Origin of the sequence: Herbinix hemicellulosilytica (genome assembly GCF_002904165.1) — a bacterium.
In the GTDB taxonomy this organism is placed as follows: Bacteria; Bacillota; Clostridia; order Lachnospirales; family Lachnospiraceae; genus Mobilitalea; species Mobilitalea hemicellulosilytica.
Genome location: NZ_CVTD020000028.1, coordinates 33,532 through 48,076, shown reverse-complemented (window position 1 = coordinate 48,076; position 14,545 = coordinate 33,532). Strand labels below are relative to the sequence as shown.

At 37.6% G+C, this 14,545-nt stretch carries 15 protein-coding genes; 3 read left to right on the top strand and 12 right to left on the bottom strand.

The window, feature by feature from the left end; genetic code table 11:
* Positions 1-18 precede the first annotated feature (18 nt).
* From HHT355_RS12745 to HHT355_RS12730, 4 genes are all read right to left on the bottom strand, one after another.
* Positions 19-1,212, bottom strand: coding sequence for a DUF58 domain-containing protein (locus HHT355_RS12745; protein WP_103203830.1), 1,194 nt, complete (start codon positions 1,210-1,212; stop codon positions 19-21).
* A gap of 26 nt (positions 1,213-1,238) precedes the next feature.
* A complete protein-coding gene (locus tag HHT355_RS12740; protein WP_103203829.1) occupies positions 1,239-2,177 on the bottom strand; it encodes an AAA family ATPase in 939 nt (312 codons plus the stop codon).
* 101 nt (positions 2,178-2,278) lie between these two features.
* On the bottom strand, positions 2,279-2,980 hold the full coding sequence (locus tag HHT355_RS12735; protein ID WP_103203828.1) for a 5'-methylthioadenosine/adenosylhomocysteine nucleosidase: 702 nt from the start codon (positions 2,978-2,980) through the stop codon (positions 2,279-2,281).
* Positions 2,981-3,125: 145 nt separating this feature from the next.
* Positions 3,126-4,286 (bottom strand): serine hydrolase domain-containing protein, encoded by a 1,161-nt coding sequence (locus HHT355_RS12730; protein WP_103203827.1) that lies wholly within the window; start codon positions 4,284-4,286, stop codon positions 3,126-3,128.
* Positions 4,287-4,475: 189 nt separating this feature from the next.
* On the opposite strand from HHT355_RS12730, the gene HHT355_RS12725 reads away from it, so the two are divergent.
* The gene (locus tag HHT355_RS12725; protein WP_103203826.1) at positions 4,476-4,727 is read left to right on the top strand and encodes a TIGR03905 family TSCPD domain-containing protein; all 252 of its coding nucleotides are present in this window, start codon (positions 4,476-4,478) and stop codon (positions 4,725-4,727) included.
* Positions 4,724-5,788, top strand: coding sequence for an undecaprenyldiphospho-muramoylpentapeptide beta-N-acetylglucosaminyltransferase (locus HHT355_RS12720; protein ID WP_103203825.1), 1,065 nt, complete (start codon positions 4,724-4,726; stop codon positions 5,786-5,788). The genes HHT355_RS12725 and HHT355_RS12720 overlap by 4 nt, the downstream gene beginning before the upstream one ends.
* Positions 5,789-5,937: 149 nt before the next feature.
* Here the strand turns inward: HHT355_RS12720 and HHT355_RS12715 are convergent, their stop codons facing one another.
* Positions 5,938-6,351, bottom strand: coding sequence for an HIT family protein (locus tag HHT355_RS12715; RefSeq protein WP_103203824.1), 414 nt, complete (start codon positions 6,349-6,351; stop codon positions 5,938-5,940).
* Positions 6,352-6,485: 134 nt separating this feature from the next.
* On the opposite strand from HHT355_RS12715, the gene HHT355_RS12710 reads away from it, so the two are divergent.
* Complete coding sequence (locus HHT355_RS12710; protein ID WP_103203823.1) at positions 6,486-7,208, top strand: sensor histidine kinase; 723 nt, start codon at positions 6,486-6,488, stop codon at positions 7,206-7,208.
* Here HHT355_RS12710 and HHT355_RS12705 read toward each other — a convergent pair.
* From HHT355_RS12705 to HHT355_RS12675, 7 genes are all read right to left on the bottom strand, one after another.
* Entirely contained in the window at positions 7,203-8,201 is a 999-nt protein-coding gene (locus HHT355_RS12705) for an SCP2 sterol-binding domain-containing protein (protein WP_103203822.1), read from the bottom strand. The genes HHT355_RS12710 and HHT355_RS12705 overlap by 6 nt on opposite strands.
* The gene (locus HHT355_RS12700; protein ID WP_103203821.1) at positions 8,198-9,277 is read right to left on the bottom strand and encodes a rhomboid family intramembrane serine protease; all 1,080 of its coding nucleotides are present in this window, start codon (positions 9,275-9,277) and stop codon (positions 8,198-8,200) included. The genes HHT355_RS12705 and HHT355_RS12700 overlap by 4 nt, the downstream gene beginning before the upstream one ends.
* Before the next feature lie 17 nt (positions 9,278-9,294).
* Positions 9,295-10,788 carry a glycerol kinase GlpK gene (gene glpK, locus HHT355_RS12695; RefSeq protein ID WP_103203820.1) on the bottom strand — a complete coding sequence of 498 codons (1,494 nt, stop codon included), beginning with the start codon at positions 10,786-10,788 and terminating at the stop codon, positions 9,295-9,297.
* A 278-nt stretch (positions 10,789-11,066) separates the two neighbouring features.
* Entirely contained in the window at positions 11,067-12,455 is a 1,389-nt protein-coding gene (locus HHT355_RS12690; protein WP_158245968.1) for a DUF6382 domain-containing protein, read from the bottom strand.
* Positions 12,456-12,467: 12 nt separating this feature from the next.
* Positions 12,468-13,034, bottom strand: coding sequence for a TadE family protein (locus HHT355_RS12685; RefSeq protein ID WP_103203818.1), 567 nt, complete (start codon positions 13,032-13,034; stop codon positions 12,468-12,470).
* 69 nt (positions 13,035-13,103) lie between these two features.
* Positions 13,104-13,538, bottom strand: coding sequence for a hypothetical protein (locus HHT355_RS12680; RefSeq protein ID WP_103203817.1), 435 nt, complete (start codon positions 13,536-13,538; stop codon positions 13,104-13,106).
* A 2-nt stretch (positions 13,539-13,540) separates the two neighbouring features.
* Positions 13,541-14,419, bottom strand: coding sequence for a hypothetical protein (locus HHT355_RS12675; RefSeq protein WP_103203816.1), 879 nt, complete (start codon positions 14,417-14,419; stop codon positions 13,541-13,543).
* Positions 14,420-14,545 lie beyond the last annotated feature (126 nt).

Genomic DNA, 14,545 nt, shown 5'->3' with positions numbered 1-14,545 from the left:
TCTCTCCTGAATGTTAATTTACATTGCCTTGTTAGAAAGGATATTTTCGATTTCGTCCCCCGGCAGGATTTGATATACATCAGCCCCCGCCTTTATCATGTCAGCTTTTAGAGTTTTTGCTTCCTCGGATACGTCATTGCTGACATATAATACGCAAAGGCGGTTCCCTTGATTAATGACCTGAAGAGAAATAAGATACAGATCCTTATTTAACTTTCCTGTCGCTATCAAATAGAAATTGCCGCTGTCTCCTCTTTGAAGCCGTTTTGCAACAAGTTCTGCGACAGAGTTTTTAGCATCAAATCGAATGTTTACACAATGCCTGTAAAAGGCATTAAAATCTCCTCTTGAATATATGGGTATTTGCATTATTTTGTCCATGTCATAGATTATAGTAGAGGGCATATTTTTTAACGCATAGTGATTAGCAACGGCCAAAATACTTTCTATAATTTTATCCTCGGTAATTACTATACTTAGTTCATCCGAGTTTATTTTTTCAAGGTCCATGAACAATACCGCTTCCGCCTTGGGCTTTCTGTAATATTTTCTGCTAAGAAGCTCTCCTGCTTTAGCCGATGCTTTCCAATGAACTCTCTTTTTACTGTCTCCGGGATTATACCGGCGGACTTCCGTATCCAGTTCTTCTTCTACCGTATTGCTAATAAAAACCGGATTTTTAGAGTCTATAAATGCCGGGGCTATTCCCAGCTGTTCCAATTTAAGGACTCTGGGCAGAACCAATACCTTTAATTTAGATTTTATAGGATAAGTTATTTTAAAAAGATATAAAAAGTCCGAAACCTCTATAGAATCTACTCCGATAAAATACTCTCCCCGGTAATTGCACCGTATTTGGGTTTTCAGGTGTTCACTTTCCCCCGGCAGTAAAGAGTATTCAACTGTTTCGTCGGTTTTCTTAATAGTGGATTTGTCATAGAGAAAATTGACCTTTACGTTTCGAAATGTTATAAAGTCTTCGTTACCTATGGTAAATGAGTAATTATTCCAGTCACCTTTGACGACTATATGAGTGTCCAGGGATTGATATATTTTAAATCTGACATATACATACAGAGTATAAAGAAATGATATAATCGGTACAAAAACAGCAACATAAAAAAGGGCATAAGAAATGTTGCCTCCGAAATATGAGGCAAAAACTCCGCTCCCGATAATAAAAAGTATACAAATTAAACGATTTACCAGCATTTTATATCCCTTTATATATGTATAAATTAACTTAATACGGGTATCGGAATCCTTAATAAAATATCTTTTAATACTTTTTCGGTATTGGTTTTGGCAAGTCTTGCTTCCGGCGAAAGAATAATTCTATGGGCAATAACCGGTACAATTAAATCAAGGATATCGTCGGGTATGCAGTAAGTCCTTCCTTTAATATAAGCTCTTGCCTGGGCGGCCCTGATCAGGGCAAGGCTTGCTCTGGGACTTGCCCCAAGGGAAATATTGCCGTCTTTTCTTGTCTCCTGCACAAATCTTGTAACAAAGCTGATTAAATCCCGGTTGACCTTAATATCGGCAACTTCCTCCTGCATTTTTATAACAGTATCTTTATCCGCAACCGGCTCTAATCTTTTTGTCAATTTCTTATTTATAAACCTGTCTGCCATCATCTGTTCGTCTGCCATGGAGGGATATCCTATGGATATCTTAATCATAAATCTATCCAGCTGTGCCTCGGGCAGATTATATGTTCCCAAAAAATCAACCGGATTTTGGGTGGCAATTACCATAAACGGCCGGGGAAGAGGATATGTTACACCGTCAACCGTAACCTGCCTTTCTTCCATGGCTTCCAAAAGGCTGGCCTGAGTTTTCGGTGAAGTACGGTTTATCTCGTCGGCCAAGATAATATTATTCAATATTGCCCCCTTGGAATATTCAAACTGTCCTGTTTTCATATTATATATGGATAGCCCGGTTACATCACTGGGCAGGGTATCCGGTGTAAACTGAATTCTCGTAAATCCGCAGTCGATGGTTTGAGCCAATGCTTTGGCCAGGGTGGTCTTGCCGACACCCGGAACGTCTTCCAGCAAAAGATGCCCACCGGCCAATAAAGTAGTAACCGTATACTCGATTACTTCTCTTTTACCCACAATTATCTGTTCAATATTATTAAATATCCCAGTAATGATATTCCGACTATCCATTACGGATACCTCCCCAAATGACAATTAAATTAGAATAATATCGGTAATATTACAATAAAACATAATACCTTTATAAATCATATGGAATTTTCACATTATACTTAATCAATCCGTTTTATCAGTTCGGTAAGCAATTTTACAGAATTGTCTATAGCGATAGCCTCAAACTCATTAAATGCCATTTCTGCGCTGTGATCGGCTTTATCTGAAATGGCCCTTATAATAAGAAACGGAATATTATTCAGGTAAGCAGCCTGTGCAATTGCAGCCCCTTCCATCTCAGTGCAATAACCGTCAAATGTTTTTAATAGCCACTCTTTTTTATCTGCATCCGATATAAACTGGTCCCCGCTTACAATCCTGCCTTTGTGGACACCTACATTCGGTAGATTTTCCTTGCATACTTTTTCTGCCAGGTCAATAAGGTATTTATCCGCTTCAAAAACGGACTTTTTCATCTGAGGTATTTCTCCGACCTTATACCCAAAACCGGTAGCATCCATATCATGTTGAAGGGCATCCGTCGATAAAACAATATCGGCTATATCTATTTCGTTTCTTAAAGATCCTGCCACTCCTGTATTAATGACCAGATCAATACCGAATCTGTCAACAAGTATCTGCGTACATATGGCCGCATTAACTTTTCCTATACCGCTTCGTACCACAACAACCGATGCATTATTCAGATTCCCTTCATAAAAATCCATGGCTGCTATGTTGCTGATTTTAACTTTTTCCATTTTATCCTTTAACCTTTTTATCTCTTCTTCCATTGCTCCTATAATTCCGATTTTTTTCATATGGTTTGTTCCTCCTAATAATCGTAATTAAAATACTTATTTCCCGGACCTTATACTGATAAATATAGGTTTTTAAAAATTTTCTTTATAGATATTATAACATTTTTTGTAAAATGCTTAAATATTCTCAGGATAAAAATCCCCATTATATTAAGCCGGACCACATAATCGCCGCAGCATTATACAAAGGTTCAGGGCACCACTGTTCGTTTACAAAGGGCACAAACCAAGCTGCAACCAGCTTTTCAGTAGGGTCTATCAGTAAACAGCAGGCTCCGGCCCCCTCATGGAAGTAAGATCCTTTTGTATAAAGGCTGGCTTCGTTGCATCTCATATCCGGCCCCAGTCCGTATTCCCTGTAGACTCCACCGGCATTCCAGCAGTAATCCTTAATATTAGGCCCCGTGTAAAGAGTTGTCATTTTTTCTATGGCCTTTCTTCCGACAACACGTATTCCGTCGATATAGCCCCCTTTAAGCAGCATAGTTCCAAACCTGCAAAGATCCCTGGCTGTTGAGAACATGCCTCCGCCGGTTCTTGGCACCTGTTTCCATACTTCATCTGGTTCTTCCAGCTTTCCTTCAAAAAAAGCTTTTATAAGCTCCTCTATCCTTTTGTTAGGTATATTAAGCCTATTTGCAATCTCTGCTTTTTCAACATTAAAATAAGTATCCTTCATACCGCAAGGTTTTACAATATTTTCTATAATGTAGTCTTCGGCCCGGATACCGCTCACTCTTGAAATAACTTCACCCAGTATTGCATATCCGAAACTGCTGTATGCCCATTCTTCACCCGGTTTATTACGTAAACCACTTTGTAAAGACGCAGCAATCCAGTTTTTGCTTCTGTCTTTATCCACAAAATCCCAGGGGGATACAAAATACTTATTTTTAAAACATCCAGAATCAGGCTGCAAACCTGAAGTGTGGCTGAGCAATTGGGCAATTGTTATTTCATAAAACGGAGGAGTATCAAATTCCTCGATAATCTCCCCCACCCTCTGGTTAACACGAAGCTTACCGTCCTCGGCCAGTTTCCATATGGCAACGGCGGTAAAAAGTTTTGTAATTGATGCAATTCTTTGAATTGTATCCGGCTTAAGTTCCCTTGTATCATCCTCTCTGTAAGAAAGCCTTCCTATTGCCGTATCCGCAAATATTTTACCGTCCCTTGCCATACAATAATTGGCCGATATAATCTTCTTTTTGTCTATTAAATCCTGAAAATGTTTATTAAGGACTTCTATTCTAGAAGGATCATAACCTACATCTTCCGGAGCATACATTGTTTTATAGCTAATCATTTAATACCATCCTTATTAAAAATATAGACAATTTATGCCATGTCAATATGTATATTATACCACAGTCTTCCATTTAATTCAAACATCTGTTTGGCAATATATAAAAAGTGTTTGCAAAATTACCGGGGGTGAGCTAAAATGTATTCACCATATACATATTCTCGATGAGCAAAAGAAAGGATGTTTTCCATGATATATAAGACTTCCGGTGTATGCTGTACAGAAATCGATATAGAAATTGAGGATGAAAGCGGTATTATAAAGTCCGTGCGTTTTACCAACGGCTGTCCCGGGAATACCGGCGGTCTTTCCCGCCTTTTGGTGGGAATGAAAGTAGATGATGTCATAGAAAAACTCGAAGGAACAACTTGCGGAAGAAAATCTACCTCATGTCCTGATCAGTTGGCTCAAGCCCTTAAGAAATGGAGGTCTTCCAAATGAAGCGTATTGTCTTAACCGGCGGCGGTACGGCTGGACATGTAACCCCCTGTATCGCTTTGCTGCCGGCTCTTACCAAGGCGGGCTATGACATTCGCTATATAGGATCTTATAACGGTATTGAACGAAAACTTATTGAAGAATACAATATCCCTTACTACGGTATATCTTCAGGCAAATTAAGAAGATATCTGGATTTAAAGAACTTTACCGATCCGTTCAGGGTTATTAAAGGATATTTTGAGGCAAAAAAAATATTGAAAGAATTAAAACCCGATATAGTATTTTCTAAAGGGGGTTTTGTAACCGTACCGGTTGTGCTGGCCGCAAAGGCATGCCATATTCCGGTTATTATTCATGAATCGGACATAACTCCAGGCCTTGCAAATAAAATTGCCATTCCTGCGGCCAAAAAAGTATGTGTAAATTTTCCCGAGACTTTAAATTATATACCTAAAGGAAAAGCCGTACTTACAGGGACCCCCATACGGAAGGAGCTTTTTGCAGGCAATAAAATAAAAGGCCTTGATTTTTGCGGTTTTACGGCTAATAAACCTGTTATTATGATTATAGGCGGCAGTACCGGTTCCAAAACTATTAACGACATAATCAGGGGAATGCTTCCCACCCTTTTGAGAGATTTCCAGATTATACACCTTTGCGGTAAAGGCAACCTGGACCCAAAACTTGAAAATTTAAACGGATATGCGCAATTTGAATACATTAAAAAAGAGCTGAGCGATTTATATGCTGCATCAACCCTTGTTATATCAAGAGCCGGAGCAAATGTCATATGCGAATTGCTTGCCCTTAAAATACCAAATATTTTAATACCTTTAGGCCAGAATGCCAGCAGGGGTGACCAAATTCTGAACGCGGAGTCATTTGAACAGCAAGGCTATTCCTATGTGCTAAAAGAAGAAGACCTAAGTGTCAGCAGCCTCATGGAAGCCATAGAAACCGTAATGTCAAACAGGCAAAAATATATAGAGGCTATGAATCAAAGCAAATTAAATAACTCTATCGAAATAATAATGGACCTGATAAAGAAAACGCAATTATAACGGCTTTAGTTTATTCCAAAGATAAAAAACATAGTGTATAAAACAAATAATGTAATTCATACCTGTTTTATACACTATTTTTCTCTCATATTAATTAATATTAGAATATGCCCGTATGAAATAATAAAAACAGCCGCTTCTTTATATGCTTAAATAATATGCTTTGCTATTTTTTCGGCAAGTTCTTTGGCTTCACCGTCTTCATATTTACCGGCTGTCCATGGAACCTTTACATTGTCGCCGTGATATCTTGGTATCAGGTGAAAATGGATGTGAAACACACTTTGTCCTGCGGCCTGACCGTTATTTTGAAGAAGATTAAGACCGTCACAGTTTAACTCTTTTTTCAAAGCAGCAGCTACTTTTTTGGCTACTACCAGTACTTTCTTTGCCGTATCCTCATCCAGTTCAAAAATATCGGCAAAGTGCTTTTTCGGTAATATAATGGCATGGCCTTTTGCTGCGGGAGCTATATCCAAAATTACTTTGAAATCGTCATCTTCATAAATTACGTTTGATGGGATTTCCCCCGCCGTAATTCTGCAAAAAATACAATTCTCCATATTATCCCTCCAGCCTTTAAATATTATCTTAATTATTGCATTTTTATTTACGCTTTGATAATATACTTTTGTAATGTAACTGTAAATATTTTCAAATAAAACGGTTTATTTTTATTCCCGGAAAGGAGATAAGTATGAACCATGACTTTACTCTCTCAACCGAAGAAGCCATCCAAAAAATAAGGGACGAATATAAAAATCTTACTTCAATGTTTATCCATGAGCTTAGAAATCCCTTGTCTCTTATAAAAGGAACGCTTCAATACATAGAACTAAAATATCCGGAAGCCAAAGATTATAAATACTGGGGTCAGCTATTTGAACTTATCGGCGAGATGGAAAAAATGATGTCAGATGCATCTTTGCTTAATTCCTGCGCCGTTCTTAATATGAATCATACAAATCTCTTCAATCTAATTCAAGGTGTAGTAAATAATTACAAGCCACAGGCTGAAAACCAGCAAAAACAGCTTTCGGTTAGAATGTCTGAGGATATTGAAAGTATAATCAGTTCATATTACTGCGATCCTGACAAAATGAAACAGGTTATTTCAAATCTGATTAAAAATGCTTTGGAAGCAACTTCACCCGGTGATTTTATAGAAGTAGTTATAAGTATAGACTCCGGTCAATCCAGGCCCATGCTGTCCATACAAGTTAATAATAACGGTCCTAAAATTCCGGAAGATCAAATAGAAAATATTTTAAAACCTTTTGTTACTTACAAAAAAGGAGGCAGCGGAATAGGCCTGGCCTTAGCCAAGAGGATTGTAGAAAATCACATGGGCAGTATCAGCATATCATCCAGCGAAACCTTAACCAGTTTTAATATCCTGCTGCCTATATACGTTTTATAATACATTAAACTGAAATATCTGGTCGAAGGTACGAAGGGTCTTAAAGTTGCCTTTGGCCGTTAATTCGCCGGACATAAATGCACCCTGAAATGTAACCCGGCCAAGTACCAGCTTATTCATTACTTCTCTGGTGGTTTTTGCGATAACATCTGCATCAGGTTTATCTCCGTAATAACATTTTAGCTGTTTTCCGTCAACTTCAATTATCAGATTTCTGTTTACGTCGGATAATATTATATTATAAGAAGCCTTAAAATCATCTATCGGACGAAAGTTCTCATTCAGGTTACGGATAAATTCCTGCCCGGTATCACCATCGGAGTTGCTTAACATATTTTTATATAGCTGCGTAAGCTCTTCAATGTCCTGTTTTTGCTTCCTTACGTATTCGTCATCGGAAACATACATAGACAACTGCTCGCTTTCCTGCGGTGTAAGCACGATAGAATTACTTTTCATAAGGCTCTGTCTTAACACCATATTGCTGGCCGGAAGCATAACCCGTTTTTGATTAATAACCCTGTAAAATGATTCTGCTTTCTTTTCTATTAGTTTTGCGTATTCGGAATTCATCTCAAATTCAACATTGTCTTCCACATAAGCCGATAAACCGCTATAAGGTATGCCGCCAAGCATCTCCCATGCCTGTATCAGAAACAAAGTGGCTTCTCTTTCACCGTAAGTTCCTGTGGTTACAACAGGCAGCATATAAAGTTTTTCCAGCTTTTCCTTATCACCGTACAGCCAACAGGCATCCAAAAACTGCTGCATATATCCGCCTATGCCTATCCATTCCACCGTCGTAGCCAAAATAACACCGTCTGCTTCTTTCAGGGTTTTGGGAAGCAAGGCCAGAGAATTTTTTTCTTCAAACAGGTTATAACGGGTAACATTGACTCTCAGCTCTTCCAAAACTTCTGTCAGCTTTCCGATTATATATAGAGTCGGATCCTCAATCAGTCCTCTTCCTCCGTAGTAAATATTAACTTTCATAAATCTGCCTTCCTCCTGTTCTCTTTGGTTATTTTTTTAGGCCTTCGGTATAAAAGTAATGATAATATAATTCCGGCAATAAAGCCACCGATATGAGCAGCATTATCGATACCCGTATTAACAATTCCCCCATATAGGCTAAATACGGTAAATAAGATAATCTGCCTGGTGCTGATACCCTGCAGGCGCCCTTTATTTACAAACAAAATATAAACCATGGCACCTACTATACCAAAAATGGCTCCTGAAGCCCCGATGGAAAATACCGGCTCATTTTTAAGCATATTATAGCCTATTGAAAAAATAGCTGCAATTATCCCGGCTCCAAAATATATAATCAAATACTTAATTTTTCCCGCTATCCGTTCCAGTTTATCTCCTACAAAAAACAAGACCAGCATATTATTCATTAAGTGTTCAAAATCAGAGTGCAAAAACATGGACGTAAATACTCTGTAGTATTCCTTTCTGATTTTTATACGATACCATGACAATGCACCCCTATGAATTAAGTCGTCGGTTTCTCCGAAAGCATTGGAAATATGGACAAGCAGAAAAATTATTATATTTGCCGCTACCAATAAAGTATTTATCAATGTTAACCATTGTTCTTTGTTATTCGTGTACTCTTTATATTCTCCGGCATATCCGGCCGGATTAATGTCGGCATCATAAGACTCGTCATGTATAATTTCTTCTATTGATGAAATTATCTCCAAAAAACAAGGGGTAAGTTTTTCATACACTAAAAGCCTCCTGTTACTGATATCCACTATGATATGATCGTCCTCATCAAGACAGTATTTCCTTGCCCTATCGGCAAAGGCCGTAAAAATCAGCCCCAGTAGTTTTACTTCTGTAAACCCCTGTTTATTAAAGAGATTTTTAATGTTATCAACAATAAATTTATACTCTTCTGCTGTAATTTCGGTTGCCGTTAAAACACGTAGAATCAGTACAATATCCGTACATGATATATCTGTACGGTAAAACATATCTATATTATTTAATTTAGTTTCAAGCCACTTATACTCCTTATCCAGCAAAAGCCTTATAATACCGTCTTCTATCCTCATAATATCCTTATCCCATTCTAATCCTGAGCCCAGGCAAACGACCTTCCGACCGCTTTGTGCCAGCCTTTAAGAAGGTTTTCTCTGTGTTCCTGCTCCATATTGGGTTTAAAAGTTTTTGACAGAGCCCAGTTCTTCTTTATTTCATCCCTGTCTTTCCAGAATTCAACTGCCAAACCTGCAAGATATGCCGCTCCCAGGGCTGTCGTTTCAATGCATTCCGGTTTATGCACCGGGGTATTAAGGATATCTGCCTGAAATTGCATTAAAAAGTTATTAGCACAAGCCCCTCCGTCCACTTTCAGGGATTTTATGTTTTCTCCCAAATCTTTTTCCATGGCTTTTATAACATCAAAAGTCTGATATGCTATGGATTCTAAGGTGGCCCGGATTATATGCTCACGGTTACATCCCCTGGTAATACCGACAATTGCCCCTCTTGCATACTGATCCCAATAAGGTGCTCCAAGTCCGGTAAAAGCCGGAATTACATATACCCCGTTGGTATCCTCTACTTCCAGGGCGTATTTTTCGCTCTCTGCAGCATTCCGGATTAACCTTAACTCATCCCTCAGCCACTGTACGGCAGCACCTGCAACAAACACGCTTCCCTCCAGGGCATATACGGGTTTGTCGTCTGTACAGGCTGCAATTGTTGTAAGAAGGCCATGCTTGGATACAACTGCATCTTCCCCTGTATTCATAAGAAGGAAGCAGCCGGTGCCGTAAGTATTTTTTGCTTCCCCTTTTGAAAAACAGCATTGACCAAAAAGGGCTGCCTGCTGGTCTCCTGCTGCTCCCGAAATGGGTATTTCTTCTCCGAAAAGCGATCTGTCAGTTACACTGTATAAGCAACTGGATGGCTTAACCTCGGGAAGCATTTCATAAGGTATATCAAGTGCATTTAAGATTTTGTTGTCCCAGGCCAGTCTTCTTATATCAAAAAGCATGGTTCTGGAAGCATTGGTATAATCCGTTACAAAAGTTCTTCCTTTTGTCAGATTCCAGATAAGCCATGTATCAACCGTTCCGAATAAAAGATTCCCTTTTTCGGCTTCTTTTCTTGCCCCGGGAACATTATCAAGAATCCATTTAATTTTAGTGGCAGAAAAGTAAGCATCCGGAATTAATCCCGTTGTCTTTCTGATATAGACTTCAAAGCCCTTTTTCTTTAAATCCTCTACCATATCCGCAGTTCTTCTGCATTGCCATACAATTGCATTATAAACAGGCTGCCCTGTTTGCTTGTTCCATACTATGGTTGTTTCCCTTTGGTTTGTTATTCCAATAGCGGCTATCTCATCCGCTTCTATTCCCAGTTTGGCCATAGCCTCAGTAGCAACAGAAATCTGAGATGACCAAATTTCCATCGGGTCATGCTCTACCCAGCCGGGCTTCGGATATATCTGGGTAAATTCTTTTGCCGCCATGCTTTTAATTTTTCCTGATTTGTCAAATATAATACAGCGGGAACTGGTTGTTCCCTGGTCAAAAGCCATCACATATTTTTTCATGAAATAAAAACCCCCGCTTTATTTCCAATTTAATATTATTGTAGCATTCTTAATCTTGTAATTACAATATAATTCTGCAAAAACCCAACAATATACCTAATTTTACAAAACACCCACCGTCATTTAAGTAAAAGAACAGTTTGGGTCTATTTACGCTTTATTACGGCTTTAAAAAGTAATTCATGCATAAAAAAGCAGTATATTTTTCTCTTAAAAATAATAACAGAGGCTTTTAGATATAACCTGAGATTATCAGGTTATATCTGCATACCCCTGCTTTAATAAACACTATCCCTAAATATATATCTTATACCGGCTATAGATATTTCGTCACCTTCTTTAAGCTCATACCTTTGATAACAGCAAAGAGTCTTATTATTAAGGCAGGTTCCGTTTAAAGAATTCAAATCCATTATATAGTATTTGCTGTCTTCTTTTGTTATCTTTACATGATATCTGCTTACGATTTCTTTATTAAGGAAATAATCCACGTTATCTTTATGTTTTCCTATTATAAAAGGGAAACTCCTTATATAAATAACCTCGCATGTATCATCTATAGGTTCCAGACGGCATATGTAAGACTGCATATCCTTATTGAGCAAAACCGTAGGATTTATTTCTTTATAATTTTGATCTATGTCTGGTTCACTGAAAGATGGCGTACATTGCGTCTGTTTAACATCGGTCGAAAAACTCTCATCAAACTCATCCGAATTTTGCGGTGGGTTTATATACTCTATCTTTCTTATAACCTTGGTTTTCCGGTTATTTTTGTCCCAAATCCTTTTTAATAAATAAGCGCTAACGGCAGACAATATCAAAATCAGAAACACTAGTTTACTGTAATCTAACCTGGTTCCCAGTGATGTATAAACAATTCTTGATTTAATGCCGGCTAAAAAAACTGATATTGCCCCAATACAGCACGCAGCTGTATATATGTATGTTTTTATGGGATAATAATATATTTCCCGGTCATCTGATATTTTCTCCTGCATGACCGGTATTTGAATAACAGCTTCCTTATTTTCAGTCTTTTTCTCCTGTTTAGTTTCTTCTTCATTCTTATCCGAAATTTTGCTCTTTCCTGACCTGATATTTTCAGATGCTTGGCTACTGTGCGTATCTTCTTTTGCTTGCATTATGAATTTTTTATAAGAAAACCCTTCCTCTCTGCTTATGGCATATAAATTATATATATATAGTACCGCCTCGTTGTCTTTATAATCGACTTTGTTCATAAGGTATTCTATCAAATTGACCAACTGTTTTCTTATATCCGTGTTATAGCCGGGAAGATAACATAAGCTAATGTTCCCTAAAGATAGATCTGTATAAATATATTTGGGCTCCAAAATAAGATCATTTTCATCAAGCAGATATTCATAAGTCTGATCCATAATCTCCGTTATATTAATAAATAAATTTTTTAGCTGCCTGTAACTTATCGGAGATTTTTCATATATAACATCCAGAGCTTGTTTTGAAGTTATATCATAGTAATAAAAAACCTTGTTATCAATAAATCTTAAATCCGGTCTTAAAATACCGGGTATCTCATTAGCCTGCAGCATTTTTATACAATATGAATTTTCACTGCTTTGGTTTTCTTTAGAAAATACAAGATAATTACTTCTAAGGTCTTTTATATAATTTGCTTCCATAATCATTCTCCTTTATGGCAACAGGGTTTTCAGCTTATCTTCCAATTTATTAAGCCCATTAATCTTTGACCCCAGTTCTAAAATTACTTCATATATGCGGACCGTATTTGCGGGGTTATGAATTTTTCTCTCGGCTTTAACCCTTACGGTTTTTTCATTAATCGGCAAAATACCTATACCTTTTATGGGTAACTGAAACACTCCTTCAACATATGCGATCACCTTAAAACTATCCGCAGATACTTTTACATCCGTAACTTCTGTAGCAATAAGACCTCTTGACAATTTTTTGGATAAAAGACTTTCCATACTGTGTATTTTGTAATCGGGAATTGAAAAAGCCTGATAAAAAACTCCCTGTTTTTCTATATCTTCGTAAAATATTTTCCCGTTTTCTATGTCAGATTCATGTTTTAGATATAAGGCAGCCTTATGAAGTAAAGAATCTGTAATACCCTGAATTCTGCAATAATCATAAAGATAAAAGGACATAAATATGACAGAAACTATAGCAAGCAGTACAACCGGCATAACAAGTGCGGCCTCTACGGTAAACTTTCCATTGACTGTTTTAGACAAGCTTTTCCTCTCCTTAAGAAAACCTTATAAAATATTTTGTATTGCAATTTATTTTATATCAAAGTAGATTTATGCCCATATGGGGATATGTAAAAATAAATAAGAAAATAATATAAAAGGAATGAAAGGTATACTGTTTTTCATATTGACAAGCCGCAGTATCAGAAGAAAAACTGAAAAGGCTGCCGCAATCGCAAGGGCCAAGGCAAAAAGTTCCAGGTTGCACCAGAATCCTAAGCCTAACCCCGTTACACTAAGTACAAGTCCGTCGCCCATTCCTATTTTTCCTTTAGTAGCCTTACTTAGTAATACCACCCCTGTTCCAAGCAGCAATCCAAATAATCTGTCAAGTACGGTTAAAGAGGGGCAAAAGGGGATACAAATACATACCAGCAAGGTATACAGTGCCACCACCCAGACTTTAATTTTTCTTGAAATTATATCCTGAGCGGCAGTTGTTATAAGAAACAACCCTATCAGGCCTTTTAAAACATATTCCCACATAATTATCCTCCTTTACATCTTTTACAGGGGGGCAAATGTTCCACTTCAGATAAGGATACCTGCCGTATGGTTCTTTTTATCCGGGAACAATCCTCTTTTATATGATATCTGTCCCCGTAAGCAGTTATAAAATAGATTCCGGTTTCCGGATGTTCTCCTTTAATGCATGATTCGCAGGGATAATATTTTCCTCCATTATTGTTTCTTTGCCATGTGGGTATTTGGTTTATGGCTTTTACCGACAGTTTTATATGGGAGCAATTTATGTCCAGGTGATATACAGAACCGGATTCGGTTACATATACAGTCTTATCCTTGCTCTTATCATCATCTTCTACCACCGAATATAAGGGAGGAAGCTTTAGTCCACTCCAGGCTCTTAACCTTACCCTTTGAATCATATCTATTTCAGGCAAACCGAAAAAACGGATGGGTATTCTTACCTTATAGCTGGCTACTATATCTATGTCATCGCTGCCCTGCATAACCTTGGAGCAGTCAAAATTTATTCCTTCCAATCCTCCGGCTATACAGGATGAATTAAAACTTATTTCATTCAGTCTGCTTTTTACGGCATATTTAATCATGCCAGCATAACCTGCGGCATCAAGAAATATCCGTAACTCTTCCCGCAATTCTTCATCCAGGAAAGATTCATCAAAATTTTTCGCTTCGTCTATATTTAAAAAATCCGAATAAAAATATGCCGTTTTTGCATAACTAAGCCCTACATCGGTAATAACCTGCTGCAGTTTTTCCTGCAGGATAAAAATTTGGATAAAATATAAAAATACAGCAAAGAAAATCAAAAAAACCGGCAATACCAAAGATGTTTCGACCGTCAATGAAGCACTTATAATACTCTTTTTCTTTTTTTCCATACCTCATTTACCTTAAACCCTTTTTATTGATGGCCTGGAATGTCCGTTCTTCCTGATTAAAAGTTTATTACGGCAAATGATTCCCTGGAGAGAGTTATTTGATTTATTTTAAATTTTGAATATATG

Coding starts and splice junctions, on each gene's coding strand:
- HHT355_RS12745 (WP_103203830.1), bottom strand. CDS start 1,212: ATGCTGGTAAATCGTTTAATTTGTATACTTTTTATTATCGGGAGCGGA.
- HHT355_RS12740 (WP_103203829.1), bottom strand. CDS start 2,177: ATGGATAGTCGGAATATCATTACTGGGATATTTAATAATATTGAACAG.
- HHT355_RS12735 (WP_103203828.1), bottom strand. CDS start 2,980: ATGAAAAAAATCGGAATTATAGGAGCAATGGAAGAAGAGATAAAAAGG.
- HHT355_RS12730 (WP_103203827.1), bottom strand. CDS start 4,286: ATGATTAGCTATAAAACAATGTATGCTCCGGAAGATGTAGGTTATGAT.
- HHT355_RS12725 (WP_103203826.1), top strand. CDS start 4,476: ATGATATATAAGACTTCCGGTGTATGCTGTACAGAAATCGATATAGAA.
- HHT355_RS12720 (WP_103203825.1), top strand. CDS start 4,724: ATGAAGCGTATTGTCTTAACCGGCGGCGGTACGGCTGGACATGTAACC.
- HHT355_RS12715 (WP_103203824.1), bottom strand. CDS start 6,351: ATGGAGAATTGTATTTTTTGCAGAATTACGGCGGGGGAAATCCCATCA.
- HHT355_RS12710 (WP_103203823.1), top strand. CDS start 6,486: ATGAACCATGACTTTACTCTCTCAACCGAAGAAGCCATCCAAAAAATA.
- HHT355_RS12705 (WP_103203822.1), bottom strand. CDS start 8,201: ATGAAAGTTAATATTTACTACGGAGGAAGAGGACTGATTGAGGATCCG.
- HHT355_RS12700 (WP_103203821.1), bottom strand. CDS start 9,277: ATGAGGATAGAAGACGGTATTATAAGGCTTTTGCTGGATAAGGAGTAT.
- glpK (WP_103203820.1), bottom strand. CDS start 10,788: ATGAAAAAATATGTGATGGCTTTTGACCAGGGAACAACCAGTTCCCGC.
- HHT355_RS12690 (WP_158245968.1), bottom strand. CDS start 12,455: ATGGAAGCAAATTATATAAAAGACCTTAGAAGTAATTATCTTGTATTT.
- HHT355_RS12680 (WP_103203817.1), bottom strand. CDS start 13,538: ATGTGGGAATATGTTTTAAAAGGCCTGATAGGGTTGTTTCTTATAACA.
- HHT355_RS12675 (WP_103203816.1), bottom strand. CDS start 14,419: ATGGAAAAAAAGAAAAAGAGTATTATAAGTGCTTCATTGACGGTCGAA.